Source organism: Sphingobium sp. VMM (assembly GCF_056790315.1).
In genome coordinates, this window is record NZ_JBXGSI010000024.1 from 38,154 (window position 1) to 54,026 (window position 15,873).

Here is a 15,873-nt window from a genome sequence, read left to right on the forward strand (position 1 = left end):
TTAAATCGCCAGCAATAGGAATCGCAAATCTGGCAGGAGAACCTATGGGCCATCTCTACACTACCAAGGTCACGGCTATCGGAGGACGCAGCGGGACCGTTCGCAGCGAAGACGGTATCCTCGATCTGCAACTGGCGATGCCAAAGGAACTTGGCGGCAAAGGCGGTGCCACCAACCCCGAACAGCTCTTCGCGGCCGGCTATGCCGCGTGCTTCGAGAATGCGGTCATTCATGTGACCCGTGTGCAGGCCGACAGGGTTCGCGACGAGGACGTCGAGGTGACCGGCGAAGTGGGGCTGCTCCCCGACGACCGGGGTGGCTTCAGGCTCGCCGTAACGCTTGGCATTGCGATCACGGGCGTCGATCAGGCGGCAGCCGAGAAGATCGTTCAGGCTGCTCATGCCGTCTGTCCCTATTCGAACGCGGTGAAAGGCAATATCGACGTTCAACTCGACGTGACCACGCGGTGAGCGACGCGCGGCTGACCTTGGGGTTGGAGGAAGATCCGCTCCTGCTCGACCGCCAAATCTGCTTCCCGCTCTATGCAGCGACCAATCTGTTGGGCCGCCTCTATGGCCCGGTGTTGAGGAAGTTGAATCTCACCTATCCACAATATCTCGTCATGCTGGTGTTGTGGGAACAGCAGCCGCAGACGATAGGGGCTCTGGGTGCACGACTCTATCTCGACAGCGGCACGCTGACCCCGCTGCTTAAGCGGATGGAGGGTGCGGGTTTGCTTTCCCGCGCCCGCGACCCGAACGATGAGCGGCGCGTTTTGGTCACGCTGACGGAACGGGGCGAGACGCTTCGGAGCCAAGCCTTGCACGTTCCTGAGACTATGGCGAACGGCTACAACGCTGAGGGCGTCGATGCGCTGCGCGAGAGCGTGCGCGATCTGGTTTCCATCCTGGCGCAGCATAGCACGCGTTCCCGAGGGTCAAAGGCCGCTTGAAAAACTCCTCGTTCCTTGTTGGAGAAGTCAGATGCTACGTTCCTTCCTTATCGGTCTGGTGGCGGGTCAGCGCGGCATGACCCCGCTGGCCGTGATTGCCACGGCCACCCGCCGGCAGGAGATCGCGCCCCACCTTCCGCTCCAGGAATTGATGCTGAACCCGATCATCGCCGCCGGCACTGCTGTCATGGCGGCAGCCGAGATGGCGGGCGACAAGATGAAGACAGCGCCCGATCGTACGGTGCCCATCGGTCTGGCCGTTCGCAGTGTCACCGCAGCCTACGCGGGTGCTGCGCTGGCGCCGCGCGACAAGCGCGTGTTGGGTGCTGTTATTGCAGTTGGCGCAGCGCTGGCGTCCTCCCACGCCGGCCTTGCGGCGCGCAGGTGGTCCATGCGGCGTTTTGGCCAGACCGGCACCGGCTTTGTCGAGGATGCGATCGTCTTCGGCAGCGGCTTAGCCGTTAGCAATCCTTCCCTGGTCTCGCATCAGGCTTGATCGTTCCTACTGGGCTTAGCGTCAGATCGAGAAGACCAAGGGCCTCGCCCAATACTTCATTGCTGGGATTCATCCCCTTCTCCCTCCGCGCCGATCCCATTCTGCGCCGACGCCGGAATATGTCGGTAGAGTGTAGGTATCGACACGCCGATCGCCGGCGCGACTTCACGCGCCGCATCACCGTCTTTAGCCCAAGACTTGCTGCCGATCGAGCGCAAGAACCGGGTCTGAGGCCGGCCTCACCAGCCACGGCACCGAACTGAAAATCGCCGAGCATTACACCGACACCAGCGGGGCGACCGATCATGTCTTCGCCCTGTGCGCCATGCTGGGATTTCGTTTCTGCCCGCGCTTGCGCGACTTTCCCGACAGACGGCTCGCGCCGATCGCGCCGGTCACGGCCTATCCGTCCATCACCCCGCTGTTGGGCAAGCGTATCCGCACCGACATCATCGGCGAGCAATGGGATGACGTGCTGCGCCTCGTAGGATCGATCAAGGCCGGCCACGTCGCCCCATCGATCATGCTCCCGAAGCTCGCCGCCTATGAGCGGCAGAACCAGCTCGACGTCGCGCTACAGGAAATCGGCAAGATCGAGCGGACGCTGTTCATGCTCGACTGGCTCGAAAACCCCGATCTGCGTCGGCGATGCCATCCCGGCCTCAACAACAGCGAACAACGCCATGCCCTGACGCAGGCGATCTACACCTTCCGCCAGGGCCGTATCATCGACCGCAGCCATGAGGCGCAACAATATCGGGCATCCGGCCTCAACCTGGTCATCGCCGCGATCGTCATTGGAACACGATCTACATGGACGCCGCCGCTTCCGCTGGCCGCAAGGTCCTCAATCTGCCGCCCGATAGCCGCGTCGCCTGAACGTTCGCTGATTGTTCGCCCTAAGCGTTGTTTAGCGTACCATCCACGCTATGCCCTCTAAAATGGAGGTATCCAACTTTATCATCCCTTTATCGGCCGAGCGGTAGTCAGTTTGCAACCGCGTGCAACGGCCAGTCCGCGAAGAAAGCCGCGCCTGACAAGTCCCGCGTCCAGCGCGGCATTGTAGCGGCGTTCTGCCGGTGCCGCCCCGCTCACCTCCCGAACTAGCCCGCGAAACGGGATGAGCGCGTTCACGACCGTCTTACCGCCGGCTTCGGCGAGCTTGCCAGCGCGATTTTCCTTCGTGCCATGTCCCGGCACATAGTCTGGGCCAAGGACCTCGCCGAGTTCGGCCATGGAAGCGCTGATCTGGGAGCATGTACGCGCCCCAGTAGTCGCATATGGGTCTTGAGCAGCGCGTTCTAAAACGGGAGGTATTTCGCGTTTTTTGGCGCCCACGTCGCGCACTGGCTGGGTCGCGATGTCGCCCGCCTTGTTCAAGGTGTTAGCAACGGGCCTCTTGTCCTCCTCCGTGGATGGGGTCGTTGGACGCACTTCTTGAGCCTGAGCGGTTGCTGGAAGAACTAAAATGGCCATAAGCGCCAGTTTGGGAATACGTGATAGCATGCGCACGTAACGCAATAGGCGTTTGAACGTTGCAATCAAATTACCATGGCAGTTTGAAATCTCCGTACCAATAATCATAGCTTGGCACTTCCATTCAAGTTTTCGGGGCAAAACGCCCGAGAAAAACTCGGGCACAATTTACGTCACTACGGACTGCTTGATTGAGTACGGACCCTCGTCCATTCGACGAGCTGGACGAGATATTGATCCGTGGCCACGCTGAACGCCGAGACGATCGCACTCACCCGGTTGTCCTGCGCCGGAGCATCGGCCTCGAAGCGGCGGGTCGCCACCACCGTCCGGTCGCTCATGCGGAACAGGCGCGCCTCGCCCTCCACGCGCACGACCGGCGGGTCCTTTTTACCCGCTGCGGGTGCGTAAACGGCCTCGAACCGATCGACCGATAGCTGAAGAGCATAATCGACGCCGGCTGCCTGGCGCGGTGTCGTCAGCAGAATTTCGGATGCCTGCGCGGCGAACACGGTTCTTGCCAGTCCAGCCAGCATGTCCGGCGCCGGAGTGACCCACCGGGCATCCTTGAGGTACAAGGTTTCAGCCCCGCGGCTGACAAGAATCCGATCGCTTCGTGCCTCGGCTGCGAAGTCGATCGGCAGGAAAATGACACCCCTGCGGGTAGCGGGGGCGGATGCTTGCTGTACAGGCGGATCAAGAGCGGTTTCCAGCCGAAAAAGATTGTCGGGCTTCCCGCCGCCGAGCAGTGAGCCCACACAACCGCCGAGCAGCAAGGCGAGGCCCAAGGGAGCGATTTTCCCGATCCGGTTCACCGTGGTAACTCCAGTTCCTTGCCAGAGCCCTTTGTCAGCGTGGCGCGCGGATCGCGCCGCACGTCGCGTATCAGGCCATCCAGTGATTTCGCTGTTTCCTGGAGCTCTAGCATTGTTGCGTTGATGTTAGGCAAGGTTGTCGTCCCGATAGCGCTGCTCTGCGTGTCCAGCTTTGCGATGACTCCGCGCGCGTCGCGGATCCCGAGCTTTAGTTCAGCGGCAGCATCGGAAATGTCGGAGAAGGCCTGGCGCCCGTCGCCGTTGGCGATGGTGCGCACGGATCGCGCCGCGTCCTGGATGTCCGTCGCGGCAAGGTCTAGCTTGGCCAGTGCCGAACTTGCACGATCAAACATTGCGCGGTTCTCGACGAGCGCGTCTGAGGTTTCCCGGACGTTCTGAAATGTTTTCTCGGCATTGGCGATTGTTCGGTCGGACAGTACACGGTTGACGCGGTCAAGCGCATCCGCAGCCTTCTGGATCAGTTGTCCGCCCCCCTGCAGGAGTGACGAGAGCGCATTGCCCTTGCTACGGATGACGGGGCGCTCCTCCTTCGAGACCTTATTCAACAAAGGACGACTGGGTGTGCCGGCGCTGATCTGGACTATGCTTACGCCGGAAATGCCCTCGCTTTCGAGAGTGGCGACCGAATCATCGCGCACCGGCGTTCCAGCCTTGATCTGAATATCGGTGATGACCCGATTGGGGTCGCGTGGGTCCAGATCGATCCGTTCGATCTGGCCTACCTTGATTCCGTTGAACTGGACTTCCCCGCCCTCGCTCAGGCCTCGGACGGGTCCGCGAAAGAGGATCCGATAATCATCGACCTTCCGGTTGATTTGCAGACTGCCGAGCCAGATCACGAAGGCGGCAGCCGCAATGAAGACGATTGTCGAAATTACACCAACCAAGGCGTAGTGGGCGTGACGCTCCATCAGTTATAAGTCCTTTGCGCGGCGCGCCCGCGCGGCCCCTGGAAAAAGTCTCTTACCCATGGATGTTCCGACCGTTCGAGATCTTCCACAGGCGCGACGGCAATGACCTTCCTTTCGGCGAGGACGGCGACCCGGTCGCAGATTGCATGGAGCGTATCGAGATCATGGGTGATCAGGAAAACGGTGAGGCCAAGTGCGTCACGCAGGGTCCGGATCAACTCGTCGAACTCATTTGCGGCAATCGGATCGAGACCGGAAGTCGGCTCATCCAGAAAGAGCAGCGCTGGATCGAGCGCGATCGCTCGCGCGATTCCGGCCCGTTTTCTCATTCCGCCCGACAGCTCCGCCGGCTTCTTCGCACCGGCGTCTTCGGGTAGTCCTGCCAATTTGATCTTGAGCGCAGCCAGCTTTCCAACAAGTTCCATCGGCAGGTCTGAGTGCTCGAGGAACGGCGCCTCGACATTCTCCTGCACGGTCAGAGCCGAGAACAGCGCTCCGTTCTGGAAAAGGACCCCGATCCGCCGCTCGACTTCGTCGCGCTCGCCCCCCTCCTGAATGTCATGGCCGAACAGTTCGACTTTACCAGCATCGGGCGTCTTTAGTCCGAGTATCGTATTTAGCAGAACCGACTTGCCTGATCCCGATCCGCCGACGAGCCCGAGGATTTCCCCCGCCTTCACGTCGAGATTCAAATCGTCGTGAATAAGCGTGTCGCCGAACTCCGTTCGCAGACCGGTGACGCGGATCGGCGGCGCTGCGCTTCCACGATCGGGCGCATCGCCGGTCACAGATCAAGCTCCATGAAGATCACGGCGAAGATCGCGTCAAACATGATGATCAGGAAAATCGACTGGACGACGGCGGAGGTGACACCCCTGCCGAGACTTTCCGTATCGCCGCTGACCGCAAGTCCCTTGCCGCATCCCGCGGCGGCGATCACCAAGGCGAAAAAGGGCGCCTTGACGAGCCCGATCCAGAAATGCGTCAAGCTCACGGTGTCGACTGTGCGTTCGAGAAAGAAGACCGGGCTGATGTCCATCGTAGCCCAGCTGACCAGCAGTCCGCCCAGGATGCCGCCGATGTCGCCACAGAAGGTCAGGATCGGAACCATCAGAAGCGCGGCAAGGACCCTCGGCACAACGAGGGCGTCGAATTCGTCAACGCCCATAACCTTCATCGCATCGACTTCCTGGTTCATGCGCATTGCGCCGATCTCCGCCGCGAAAGCAGAAGCGGACCGGCCGGCAAACAGGATTGCGGCGATGACCGCCCCGAACTCTCGCAAGATGGCTACGCCGACCAGCTCCACGGTGAAGGCGGAAACGCCAAACGTCGAAAGCAGGTTGGCGCCGACAAGCGCCACGATCGCACCGATGAAGAAGCACATCATCATCACGATCGGAATTGCATTGATGCCCGCCTGCTCCATCACGCTGAAAAGCGGTGTCAGGCGCAAGCGCTTCGGGTTCCTGAGGTGCCGGCCTAGCGCGACAACCAGGCGCCCTTGGAAATCCATCACCGCCCAGATTTGGCCTATGAATCTTTCAACCTGCCTGCCGATACGAGCAAAGAACGTGTTAATGGCGGAGGCTGCGGGCTCGGTAACCTGGCGGGCTTCGGACGGTGCGCCCACCAGATCCGCGAGCCGGCGAAGATCCTGACGATCACTGGCCTCCAGCGGCGCTGTTGAGCCGAGCGCTTCGACGAGTGCCAAGGCACCCGCACTGTCCACGTGACCGAGGCTCTGAACGTCCAGCGCTTTGGGCCGGGAACCTTCGGTGAGCGACCGCATGATTTCCGTTGGCAGGTTGCCCAGTCCGAATGCGGTCCAGTCGCCGCCAATCGCAAGGCAGAGCCCTTCGCCAGACTGGCGCAGCTCGTAACGTGCGGACTCGACGCCGACTTCAAAGGGGGGGTTGTGGCCCGGCACGCTCATCAAAAACCGATATCTCCCCTAAACGCTAATCATCGAGGAACAAGCCCAGAATGAGCAACTTATGGAACTAATCATGTCGTCATGTCCTTGTCGCCTAAAATCTTTAAAGATCCCCCGCCCTCCCCCATGTCAACAAACAGAGTTATCCGATCTTTACGCCCCGCCAGTCCCGTTTCTTCTTTCTCGGTCTGGCAGACCGATCGGCCGCTGGTGCGGCCTCGTCCCGGCCGTCTCTGTCCGCCAACAGCGGCGTCGATCGCTCCTCGATGAGCGCGCGCAGCCGAGTGCGGCCCCGCGCTATGCGACTTTTGACCGTTCCTGTGGTAACGCCGAGCCGCATCGCGGCCTCTTCGATCGACGCGCCCTGGCTCGCCAGCAGCACCGCCTCGCGCTGATGGGGCGGCAGTTCGCCGAGCGCCCAATCCGCATCCCGCAGCCAGATGGCGAGGCTCTGGGTCTCGTCCACCTTCAGCATCCGGTCGCGCGCCTCCTCGGGAAGGTCCGCCTGAAAGCGGGCGCGACGACGACCGGTGAGGAAGTTGTTCTTCATCACGGTTCGAGCCCAGGCAATCAGGCTCGTCCCGGCCGCGAAGCTGGCCCGCGCGCTCCAGCAGCGTAGCAGGGTATCCTGCAAGAGGTCGTCGGCGTCCGCACCGCCCGCGGTCAGCCGCCGGGCATAAGCGCTGAGCGCGGCCGTCTGCTCGATCAGTGCCGCTCCGAAATGATCGTCGGGCATGGCGACTGGGGAAGCATGGACGGGCACCTCGGGCGGCATCTTGTTCTCCGGACAGGCTTTTCCTGCCCTCAGGTGATATAGGGTACGCAAGGCGGGAATGTTGCCGGCTAGAATGCTTCGAGCCCGGTTCGTCCCGTCCCGGGCGATCGGAGCTGTGCCCGCTATAGAGTAAGATTGATACGGCCGAAGATCGGCAAAGATCTCTTTTAGGCATCGTCGCCTTTCTTCTCCGCGCCGATTGCATCCTGCGCAGACGCCGGAAAATGCCGGTAGAGCGTAGGGACCGATACGCCGATTGCCGGCGCGACTTCGCGCACCGTCATCCCCGACGCGAACAGCCTTCGAGCTGCTTCAATACGCTTGGAGGTCATCACTGTCTTTCTCCCACCGACCCTCCCCTCGCGCCTTGCGGCTATCAGTGCGGCTGTAGTGCGCTCGCGAATGAGATCACGCTCCATTTCAGCTAATGCAGCGAGAATGCGGAACACGAACTTGCCAGCCGTTCCTGACGTGTCGATACCGTCGGTTATCGAGCGCAGACCAATGTCGCGCATCTCCAGCTCGATTGAGAGATCGATTAATCCCTTGGATGTTCGACCTAGCCGATCCAGTTTCCAGATTACCAGTATGTCGCCGGAGCGCGCATGCGAGAGGGCTTCAGCTAGGCCGGCACGATTGGCATTGGACCCACTAGCCTTGTCGGTGAATGTACGCTCGCAACCCACCGCGCGGAGCGCGTCGAGCTGAGGTGTTAGATCCTGTTCGGGCGTCGAGACGCGGGCGTAGCCAATCAGCATGGGTTATTCTCAAAACTTACCGTCCGCACCTATCACGAGCCAGCTCAATCGAGAAAGTGTTTTGATACGTGCTGCACGCCTGCTATGCTTTCTCACATGGTCCCGCTTCATAATCGATCGTTTGTGAGAAGGCCGCGGGGGCTGTCCCGTCCGTCGGTTTCCGAAAGCACGAATGGCGATGCCAACGCCGTCGTCCGGTTATCGAAAGCACGAACTTTGACCGTAAAATCGGCCATCACAGGGGAGCGCCACCGGGCAGCAGCCCTAATCTTCGTGCTTTCGACAACCGGCCGGAACCCGATGGGGCTGCGGACCACATGAGCTTGCCTATCCAACAGGGCGACCTGTTTTCGCTCGATAGCCCGCTGTTGAAGGAGGTTCGCGGCGAACGGTCGCTGATGGCGTTCCCGTTCTTTGCGTTGGGCAAGGGTAAGTGGACCAAGCCGCTCGCCTACAAGACCGACGCGGTTTCGATCGAGATCGTCGCCACCGCGAAGGGCGTTGCGACGATCTACGACAAAGAGGTGTTGCTTTACATCGCGAGCCTCATGGTGGCGAAGCTGGAGGCCGGCGTGGACGTCTCCCAGGACTTCTATTTTACCGCTCACGACCTATTCCACGTCACCGGCGTCAACGGCTCGGCCCGCTCCTATACGCGCCTGTCGGACGCGCTGGAACGGCTACAGGGCACGAAGACCGGCGCTTCCGAACGAGGTGTTGCCGGAAGACGACCGTCAGCCTCGAACTGCTTCCGCAAATCCCGTCGCCAGGCCTAGACTTGCGACGGATCCAACCCGTGACGGCGCGCGACGGCGCTGACACCTTCACCTACGTAACACTCGGCGACAATCGAGGCCTTTACCTCAGGCGGCCAGTCCCGTCGCTTGCCCGCGCCCGTGAATACCTCAAACCGCTGCGCGCCCTTGCTCACAGGATCATCACTCGTGATCATCATAGTAGCAGCGCACCCCAGTCCGTCAGGGCGCGGAGACTCGGCGCTGCTTCCTACGACCGCAAGGTGGGGTCAGGGCTCCGCTTACGGACAAGCCAAACTCGAGCGGGCCACAATTGCCACGGTGACGAGCTGGGTGCGCCACCGAGATTTACCAGCATGATCGGAAGCTTGTTGACTATGAACACCATGCGGCCGGCAAAGTTGATATAGCGCCGCCTTAAAACTACGCTGTCTAGAGTCGTTCCTACTCGGCAGGAACCGCTATCGCATCCTTCATCCGCCGGAATGCCCGGTGCGATTCGATATTTTCCGGTGCCAGCCCAAATGCAGTCTGCCGCGGAATGTCCTGCGCGTTGATCTCATCGTAGCGCAGGTAATAGGCCTTGTGCATCCGGTAGAAGGGTATCTCCGGATAAAGGTGATGGATCAGGTGATAGTTCTGATAGACCAGCAGGGGGGTCAGCAGCCATTCGAGCCCGAACCGCATGGTCGTCGCCATATAGGGCCTGCATCGCAAGTGGGCCGATGCCACCGAGTTCCGCTTCGGCAAGGAGCCTGCCGCGTTGGCGGCATAACCCTGAAAGAAGGATCTGAGGCATACGCAGAACAAATTTTTGCCCGAGAGGGCGAAATCCGGATCGTCCACGGGGACGATGGGCGAGGTGATCTCGTTGAGAGCCCCCAACCTGCAGCGCCAATCCCCGCAAGGTCGTGAAACAGATTGAGACGCCTTGCTCTCCTGACCCCATCATGCGGCGGCCACAGCGCCGACCGCGAAGAGAAGCGCGTGACCCGTGCGATGAACCGGAAAAGCCGACAGGAGTTGACTTCAACAGCCCCAATCAGAGAGGACTCTCAGAAGTGCTTCCGGAAGGCGATCGAGGCCGCGATCTGGCTATGCGTCGCTTCGATCGGCGCGGCCGTGTTGGGAGGCCCGTCATTGGACACGCTCTTGGGAAAGGCATAGGTCAAAGCGAAATCGAGGGCACTGTTCTTGCCGAGCGCCCAGGAACCGCCGCCCGTGATGTTGGTGGTCGGTGTGGACGGGATGATCGCCAACACCCCGTGGCCCGGGGTGGGCTCGTCCGCATAGTGAAAGCCGCCCCGCACCGCGAAGCGCGGGGTCAGTCGATATTGCACACCCACGCCGACCACATTGGTGTCCCGGTAGTTGGTCGGAAAGGACAGATTGATGTCGGCGCCCGAAGCGTCGTCCTTGAAACCCACCGAGACATTCTTCATCGCGCTTCCCCAGAACACGCGCTGATAGTCGACCGCCACGGAGAGCCTGTCCGAGAACTCATGGAACACGCCCGCCGTGAATTGCGCGGGGCCCTGGAAATCGCGCACCCGCACCTTCCCGCTGAGCGGGATGTTGCCGGCCACCGCACTCACCGCGGTAAGCGTCGAGTGGCCGGTGAGATCGCTGACCGAGGTCTTAAAACTATAGACGATGCCCAACCGCGTTCTGCGCGATACCTGATAGGTCGCGCCGAGCTTGCCGCCGATGCCCCAACCCTCGGCCGCTCCGCCGACGATGCTGTGGTTGGTGAAGTTCAAATAGCCACCCGAGAGCTGGGGAATGCCGAGCAGGGTCGGCACCAGCGACCCGGACAGGCGCTGTTGGGCGGCGAGCGTCCCGATCTGTGATGTGTCGAGGAGCAGCCCCACGTTCATCGAGGTCCAGACCACGTCCAGCGAGCCGCCGACCGCAAGCCTGTCCGTCACCTGGTAGGCGGCTGAAACCGGAATCCGCAGCGTCAGCATGCGAGAGAAGTTTCGCAGGCCCGTGTCGGTGGTATTGGTGACGGTGCGCGACAGAAAGCTGTCCGCGGCATATTGGGTTCCAACGCCGGCTGCCGCGAAGGAGCCGATGCCCAGCGTGTATCGCCCCTTCCGGCAGACGAAGGCGACCTCCGGCGCATAATAGGGCCCGTTATTGGTGCCCTCGCTGTTGGAATGCGCGACCTCGCCCGTTGCGGTATTCCGGATCTTGAGATTGCTGGTGATGATGTCGCCACCGATCTGGCCGTCGCATCCGTCCGGCATCAGCGCGAGCGTTGCGGGATTGATCATCATGCCGGCCGGGCCGATGTCGTAGGCCGCGCCGGTTCCGCCCATCGCGATCGACGTCGGGCCATAGCCGATGAAATTGAAGCCATCTGTGGCATGAGCGCTGCCGGACCAGAACAGCGCCATGCAGAAACCCGATGCCAATACTAACTTGCTTTTCATTCCCCGTCTCCCTTCTTGCGCGTCGCCTATGCTGACGATCGCGGCCTATTGATCCCTGCTGTCTGTGAACTTGTCGTAGTGAATGTCGTCGACCGAAATGCCATGGTGGGTCAGCCCGGTAATGGCCGCATCGACCACCTTGTCGTAGACGCTGTCCTGGACGAACAGCCGGATGGCCGCGAAGCAGATTTGGCCCGAATTGAAGAACATCGCCAGTACGGCGCCCAGCCCCACTTGATCGAGATCGGCATCGTCAAACACGATTCTCGGCGACTTGCCGCCAAGCTCGAGCGTGACCCGCTTCATGTCGCCCAGCGAATATTCGACGATCTTCTTGCCGACAGCGGTCGATCCGGTGAAGGTGATCTTGTCGACACCCCGGGTGGCTGGCGAGCGCCTCGCCCGCTTCATGGCCATAGCCGTTGACGATGTTAAGGTCGCCCGCGGGCAGGCCCGCCTCGAGGCACAGCTCGGCCAGGCGCATCGTGCTGAGCGGGGTCAGCTCGGAAGGCTTGACGACCACGGTGCATCCGGGGCCAGCGCCGAAGCAATCTTCCAGGAACCGAGCGCCAGTGGATAGTTCCCAAGGCGTAATGGCCCACCACGCTGACCGGCCCACACCTCGTGTAGGCATTCCACCGGACAACTGCAGGTCTGGCCCCCACTGCATCCATAATCTTGACGTTCTGGTCCGCGCTCTCATCCAGCAGACGATCGGAAAACTGCGCACGATAGCTACTGCCATATTGCCCCTGAAACCACGAGGTTGCTCCCTGTACGCGTCGAGTGCTGCAGGCGCGACAAGGCGCGCATGGGCGCCGATCATCGGCACTTTGCTATCCATTGAGAATTCCAACCATGGCTGGCGCTTTCAGCAATGTTCAGCAGCCGATATCAAATCGGATATACCAGATACCGGGGCAGAACGGACGTATCGAGCTCGGCCCGTCTGGACAGCAGCTTCAACGCACCGGCTTTTTCCAAACGGATGGTATCAAGATATTGACCCGCAGCCAGGACTTGGGTGATGCCGCTATCGGTGGGCGTCATGAAGAGCGAGAAATTCGATCGCATCGAGATAGTAGAGGCATCGGCGCGTTGATACGCGACGCGCTGGACGAAGTGACGGGTGCGATAGTCCTGGAACGTACCGACCCAGATATCGTTCACGAAAGTGACGCGATCCTCGAGCCGGGATCGGCAATCGTCGTACATGAACCCCAGGGCGAGACCATTTTCCGAATTTTCGGCGGCACGGCAGATATAGGAGGCCTCGTCTTCCTCGGAATAGTTAGCGAGCCAGCCCATCATGTCCTTGCTATCGAGCGCGCTTGCATCGGCCATCAAAAGGGCGTCGAGCGCGGATTCGAGCGTGGTGTCGGTTTGCATCATGCCTCGGCCCTCTCAAAACCCATCACCGATCGGTAATATTCCCAACGGGGAAGATTGCCGCTCTCGTCGTTCTGGAGGAACTCCGACTCCAGCTTCGACTGGTCGTGCACGCCCTTCTGGAAAATCGCATTGCCGGGCGTATGGTTGCCAATATGGATGCGATGGAAGATCGATGCGTCCTCCATGCTGATCAGGCCGCAGGGTCCCAGCAGGTTGGAGCTTTGCCGCAGACGATGGAGGACCATGTCCTCATCGTCGTCCTGGTGCGCGAAATAGGCGTAGTGGACCTCGACCGTCTCTTCATCGACCGGGGTTGCGAAGCGCAAATTGATGACATCGAGATGCTTAGTCGAAACGAAGGTCGGGAAGAGCGAAACGATGCGCGAGCCGACCGCAGGGTCCTGCCCCTTGAAGGCGATCAGCGAAGCATCCTTGAGCACTGTGGGGCCGCTGACCACCGACAGCGCCGATTCGAAACAGATGTGGCCATGTTTCGTCGCGGTGAACTGACGTCCCTTGCCGCCTTGCCAATTGAGCATCTTGAATGCCTGGTGGAGCAATGGCGCATGGTAGCCGTCGTTGTCGGTATATGACTTCCAGTTGCTGTCGTAGCGCACCTTCTGATAGCCCAGCAGCTTGAGCCTGCCGTCCCCGCCGAGAAGTTCGCGCAAGGTGTTCTGCGACGCGCCGAGGAACTCCGTCAACGTTTCGGTTTCAGCCGAAAGGGTCACGAAAATCAGGCCATAGAAACTGTCGAACCGGGGCTGCGCCAGGGGATAGTCGGACTTGTCGAAGCCGGGCAGAAAATCGCGATGGTTGGGGCAACCGACCAGATCGCCCTTCGCATCGAACAGCCAGCGGTGATAGGGGCATTCGAATTCGGTCTTGTTCCCCATCACCGCGGTTTCGAGCTGGTTGCCGCGATGCGAACAGGCGTTGTAAAACACCCGCACGACGCCTTCCCTGTCGCGGGCGATCAGCAGCGGAACGCCGGCCAAGCGGAAGGTCTTGAAATCGCCTGGATTGGGCAACTCGCTTTCATGCGCGACCGGGTGCCATTCCTGCCCGAAAAAGATGCGCTTCATCTCTTCGGCGTAAATATCCTTGCGGGTGAACGCCGCCTTCGGAACCTCGTTGAAGTTCTTGGGCCAGGTCAAGCCAATTTCGCTCATCGCAATCCTCCTAGGCAGCAGCCCCCAATGCTTCGGCTTCGAGCGCTTTGCCCAGTTCGGCCCACATCTGACCGGACTTGCGCGCTCCCGCCAGATAGGGCTCCGGACAGAGATGGTAGGGCGGACGTACAGGCCCGGCCTTCATCCAGCCACCGGCGTCCATCCGCGCCTTTTCAAGCGCAATATTGTAGGTCGAGAATTCCTTGAAGCTGCCGTTCGGGAACAAGGGGGCTGCGGTCGGGCCGAGGCGGCCCATGAACGCCTTGGCCGCACTCCAGTCGCCGCTTGCGCGGGCCTGGGCGACCAGGTCGCGCAGGGTGGTCGTCACCAGCGGGTGGCAGACCGCTCCGCTCGACCAGAAAGCGTCGACCGAATCATCCATCCGCGCCGCGCCATAATAGTCGAAGTCGATCGGCAGCAGCTTGATCCGGCCCCGGATCGCGGCCAGATCGGGCAAGAGGTTGGCGACGCCGATATATTTGGCGGTCACGACCTGCGGAATTTCAGCCACTTGAGCCCAGAACGGACGCGGGAAATCGAATTTGAAGGCTTCCGGGTTCGCGTAGATCGCGATGTTCATTTCCGGCACGGCTTCGGCAACGTCCTTGTAAAACTGGACAGCGACGTCGAGGCTAGGCGCGCACCACATCGGCACGCCAAGCATCGTGCCGTCGGCACCGAGCGCGAGCGCTTCCCGCGTCAGCGCCACCGTATCGCGGGTGTTGATGCAGGTCGTGCCGACGAAAACCGGAACCCGACCGGCCGCCGCGTCGATCAGCGCACGCATGAAATCCAGCTTTTCGTCATGGGTCATGGTCGCGGCTTCGCCCAGCGTTCCCATGCTCAGGATGCCGTCGATCCCGGCATCGATCAGCCCGTTGACCACGCGAGCAGTTTCATCGAGATCGACGGTCTTGGTCGCACGCCAGTCCGACGCGTTATCCTTGGACGGGGTCGGAATGATTGCCCAAGCGCCCTTGACATCGGCGGCGCTCAACAACGGTTTGGCCATGACTCATACTCTCCCAATGGAAATTGCCCGCCTCGAGCGGGACGTTCGCTATTGTGTAATGCTTTTCCTTATGTCACTTCAAGTCCTAATATCGGGCTCTTGCCGCTAATGGCAGGAATTGCCGAAGATCGAATAGGTCTCGTTCGCTGGGGCGGACGACGGGGAGAATGTGGACGTGACTTTGCTGAATCGATTCCATGACAAGGTGGCCGTGGTCACGGGTGGAGCGCAAGGTATTGGCTTGGCGACCGCAAGGCGCCTGGCCGTGGAAGGCGCCAGCGTGGTCATCGCCGACCGCGCAGCGGAGGCGGCCGAGGCTTCGGCCGCACAGCTCCAGGCGGAAGGCAGCAATGCCCTGGCAGTCGCGGTGGACCTGGAACACTGCGAAGGCGCTGTTGAACTGTATCAGACGGTCATTGACCGATTCGGGCGAATCGACGTCGCCGTTCACAACGTCGGCGGCACGATCTGGGCCAAGCCCTACTGGGACTACACCCCGCAGGAAATCACCGCGGAAATCAACCGGTCTCTGTGGCCGACACTGTGGTGCTGCCACGCGGTTCTGCCCCACATGCGGACTGCAGGGCGGGGTGCGATCGTCAACATCGGCTCGGTTGCGACACGCGGCGTCAACCGGGTCCCCTATGCCGCCGCAAAGGGCGGGGTCGCCGCGCTGACCGCAGCCCTCTCACTTGAGCTCGAAGCCAGCGGCATCCGCGTCAACTGCGTCGCGCCGGGCGGAGTCAACGTGACCAGGGTCACCCCCCGCAATCCGGCTGCGCCCACCGAAGCGGATCGCCTGGGCTTCAGCCAGGTGTTCGAACAGACGCTGCGCGATACGCCGATGGCCCGCTTTGGCGAGCCCGATGAACTGGCCGCGGCGATCTGCTTTTTCGCCTCCGACGATGCGTCCTACGTCACAGGCCAGACACTTTTCGTCGCCGGGGGCGGCATCGGCTGACCGCGC

At 61.2% G+C, this 15,873-nt stretch carries 18 protein-coding genes and 3 pseudogenes; 6 read left to right on the top strand and 15 right to left on the bottom strand.

Annotation, left to right across the window (positions count from 1 at the left end):
- Positions 1 to 44 precede the first annotated feature (44 nt).
- The 4 genes and pseudogenes from ACUCV3_RS23600 to ACUCV3_RS23615 form a co-directional block, all read left to right on the top strand.
- Complete coding sequence (locus ACUCV3_RS23600; RefSeq protein WP_037508618.1) at positions 45 to 470, top strand: organic hydroperoxide resistance protein; 426 nt, start codon at positions 45 to 47, stop codon at positions 468 to 470.
- The gene (locus ACUCV3_RS23605) at positions 467 to 952 is read left to right on the top strand and encodes a MarR family winged helix-turn-helix transcriptional regulator (protein WP_080727000.1); all 486 of its coding nucleotides are present in this window, start codon (positions 467 to 469) and stop codon (positions 950 to 952) included. The genes ACUCV3_RS23600 and ACUCV3_RS23605 overlap by 4 nt, the downstream gene beginning before the upstream one ends.
- Positions 953 to 983: 31 nt before the next feature.
- Positions 984 to 1,448 carry a DUF4126 family protein gene (locus tag ACUCV3_RS23610; RefSeq protein ID WP_037508620.1) on the top strand — a complete coding sequence of 155 codons (465 nt, stop codon included), beginning with the start codon at positions 984 to 986 and terminating at the stop codon, positions 1,446 to 1,448.
- Between the two features lie 235 nt (positions 1,449 to 1,683).
- Positions 1,684 to 2,327 (top strand): annotated as a pseudogene (locus tag ACUCV3_RS23615) (Tn3 family transposase); the annotation flags it as partial.
- A gap of 81 nt (positions 2,328 to 2,408) precedes the next feature.
- On the opposite strand, the gene ACUCV3_RS23620 reads toward ACUCV3_RS23615, so the two are convergent.
- The 7 genes from ACUCV3_RS23620 to ACUCV3_RS23650 form a co-directional block, all read right to left on the bottom strand.
- On the bottom strand, positions 2,409 to 3,032 hold the full coding sequence (locus tag ACUCV3_RS23620; protein ID WP_379511687.1) for a hypothetical protein: 624 nt from the start codon (positions 3,030 to 3,032) through the stop codon (positions 2,409 to 2,411).
- 68 nt (positions 3,033 to 3,100) lie between these two features.
- Entirely contained in the window at positions 3,101 to 3,739 is a 639-nt protein-coding gene (locus ACUCV3_RS23625; protein ID WP_037508623.1) for an ABC-type transport auxiliary lipoprotein family protein, read from the bottom strand.
- On the bottom strand, positions 3,736 to 4,671 hold the full coding sequence (locus tag ACUCV3_RS23630) for an MlaD family protein (protein WP_037508624.1): 936 nt from the start codon (positions 4,669 to 4,671) through the stop codon (positions 3,736 to 3,738). Before ACUCV3_RS23630 ends, ACUCV3_RS23625 begins: the two co-directional genes overlap by 4 nt.
- Positions 4,671 to 5,459: an ABC transporter ATP-binding protein gene (locus ACUCV3_RS23635; RefSeq protein ID WP_037508633.1), complete on the bottom strand. Its 789-nt coding sequence runs from the start codon at positions 5,457 to 5,459 to the stop codon at positions 4,671 to 4,673. Before ACUCV3_RS23635 ends, ACUCV3_RS23630 begins: the two co-directional genes overlap by 1 nt.
- Positions 5,456 to 6,607 carry an MlaE family ABC transporter permease gene (locus tag ACUCV3_RS23640; RefSeq protein ID WP_080727003.1) on the bottom strand — a complete coding sequence of 384 codons (1,152 nt, stop codon included), beginning with the start codon at positions 6,605 to 6,607 and terminating at the stop codon, positions 5,456 to 5,458. The genes ACUCV3_RS23635 and ACUCV3_RS23640 overlap by 4 nt, the downstream gene beginning before the upstream one ends.
- A gap of 142 nt (positions 6,608 to 6,749) precedes the next feature.
- Positions 6,750 to 7,382 carry a sigma-70 family RNA polymerase sigma factor gene (locus tag ACUCV3_RS23645; RefSeq protein WP_037508634.1) on the bottom strand — a complete coding sequence of 211 codons (633 nt, stop codon included), beginning with the start codon at positions 7,380 to 7,382 and terminating at the stop codon, positions 6,750 to 6,752.
- 167 nt (positions 7,383 to 7,549) lie between these two features.
- Complete coding sequence (locus tag ACUCV3_RS23650) at positions 7,550 to 8,140, bottom strand: recombinase family protein (RefSeq protein ID WP_037508635.1); 591 nt, start codon at positions 8,138 to 8,140, stop codon at positions 7,550 to 7,552.
- A gap of 317 nt (positions 8,141 to 8,457) precedes the next feature.
- On the opposite strand from ACUCV3_RS23650, the pseudogene ACUCV3_RS23655 reads away from it, so the two are divergent.
- Positions 8,458 to 8,835, top strand: a pseudogene (locus tag ACUCV3_RS23655) (replication initiator protein A); the annotation flags it as partial.
- A gap of 77 nt (positions 8,836 to 8,912) precedes the next feature.
- Here ACUCV3_RS23655 and ACUCV3_RS23660 read toward each other — a convergent pair.
- The 8 genes and pseudogenes from ACUCV3_RS23660 to ACUCV3_RS23695 form a co-directional block, all read right to left on the bottom strand.
- The gene (locus ACUCV3_RS23660; protein ID WP_325414928.1) at positions 8,913 to 9,095 is read right to left on the bottom strand and encodes a transposase; all 183 of its coding nucleotides are present in this window, start codon (positions 9,093 to 9,095) and stop codon (positions 8,913 to 8,915) included.
- Positions 9,096 to 9,339: 244 nt separating this feature from the next.
- Positions 9,340 to 9,741, bottom strand: coding sequence for a fatty acid desaturase (locus ACUCV3_RS23665; RefSeq protein ID WP_325414929.1), 402 nt, complete (start codon positions 9,739 to 9,741; stop codon positions 9,340 to 9,342).
- A gap of 209 nt (positions 9,742 to 9,950) precedes the next feature.
- Positions 9,951 to 11,330, bottom strand: coding sequence for an OmpP1/FadL family transporter (locus ACUCV3_RS23670; RefSeq protein WP_086494298.1), 1,380 nt, complete (start codon positions 11,328 to 11,330; stop codon positions 9,951 to 9,953).
- A gap of 45 nt (positions 11,331 to 11,375) precedes the next feature.
- Positions 11,376 to 11,741 carry an aldehyde dehydrogenase family protein gene (locus tag ACUCV3_RS23675; protein WP_037508640.1) on the bottom strand — a complete coding sequence of 122 codons (366 nt, stop codon included), beginning with the start codon at positions 11,739 to 11,741 and terminating at the stop codon, positions 11,376 to 11,378.
- A gap of 19 nt (positions 11,742 to 11,760) precedes the next feature.
- Positions 11,761 to 12,174, bottom strand: a pseudogene (locus ACUCV3_RS23680) (aldehyde dehydrogenase family protein); the annotation flags it as partial.
- Positions 12,175 to 12,224: 50 nt separating this feature from the next.
- Entirely contained in the window at positions 12,225 to 12,722 is a 498-nt protein-coding gene (locus ACUCV3_RS23685) for an aromatic-ring-hydroxylating dioxygenase subunit beta (protein WP_037508646.1), read from the bottom strand.
- On the bottom strand, positions 12,719 to 13,894 hold the full coding sequence (locus ACUCV3_RS23690) for an aromatic ring-hydroxylating oxygenase subunit alpha (RefSeq protein ID WP_037508651.1): 1,176 nt from the start codon (positions 13,892 to 13,894) through the stop codon (positions 12,719 to 12,721). The genes ACUCV3_RS23685 and ACUCV3_RS23690 overlap by 4 nt, the downstream gene beginning before the upstream one ends.
- Positions 13,895 to 13,904: 10 nt before the next feature.
- On the bottom strand, positions 13,905 to 14,906 hold the full coding sequence (locus ACUCV3_RS23695; RefSeq protein WP_025548219.1) for a dihydrodipicolinate synthase family protein: 1,002 nt from the start codon (positions 14,904 to 14,906) through the stop codon (positions 13,905 to 13,907).
- Between the two features lie 175 nt (positions 14,907 to 15,081).
- On the opposite strand from ACUCV3_RS23695, the gene ACUCV3_RS23700 reads away from it, so the two are divergent.
- Positions 15,082 to 15,867: a 1,6-dihydroxycyclohexa-2,4-diene-1-carboxylate dehydrogenase gene (locus ACUCV3_RS23700; protein WP_170978350.1), complete on the top strand. Its 786-nt coding sequence runs from the start codon at positions 15,082 to 15,084 to the stop codon at positions 15,865 to 15,867.
- Positions 15,868 to 15,873: the final 6 nt, after the last annotated feature.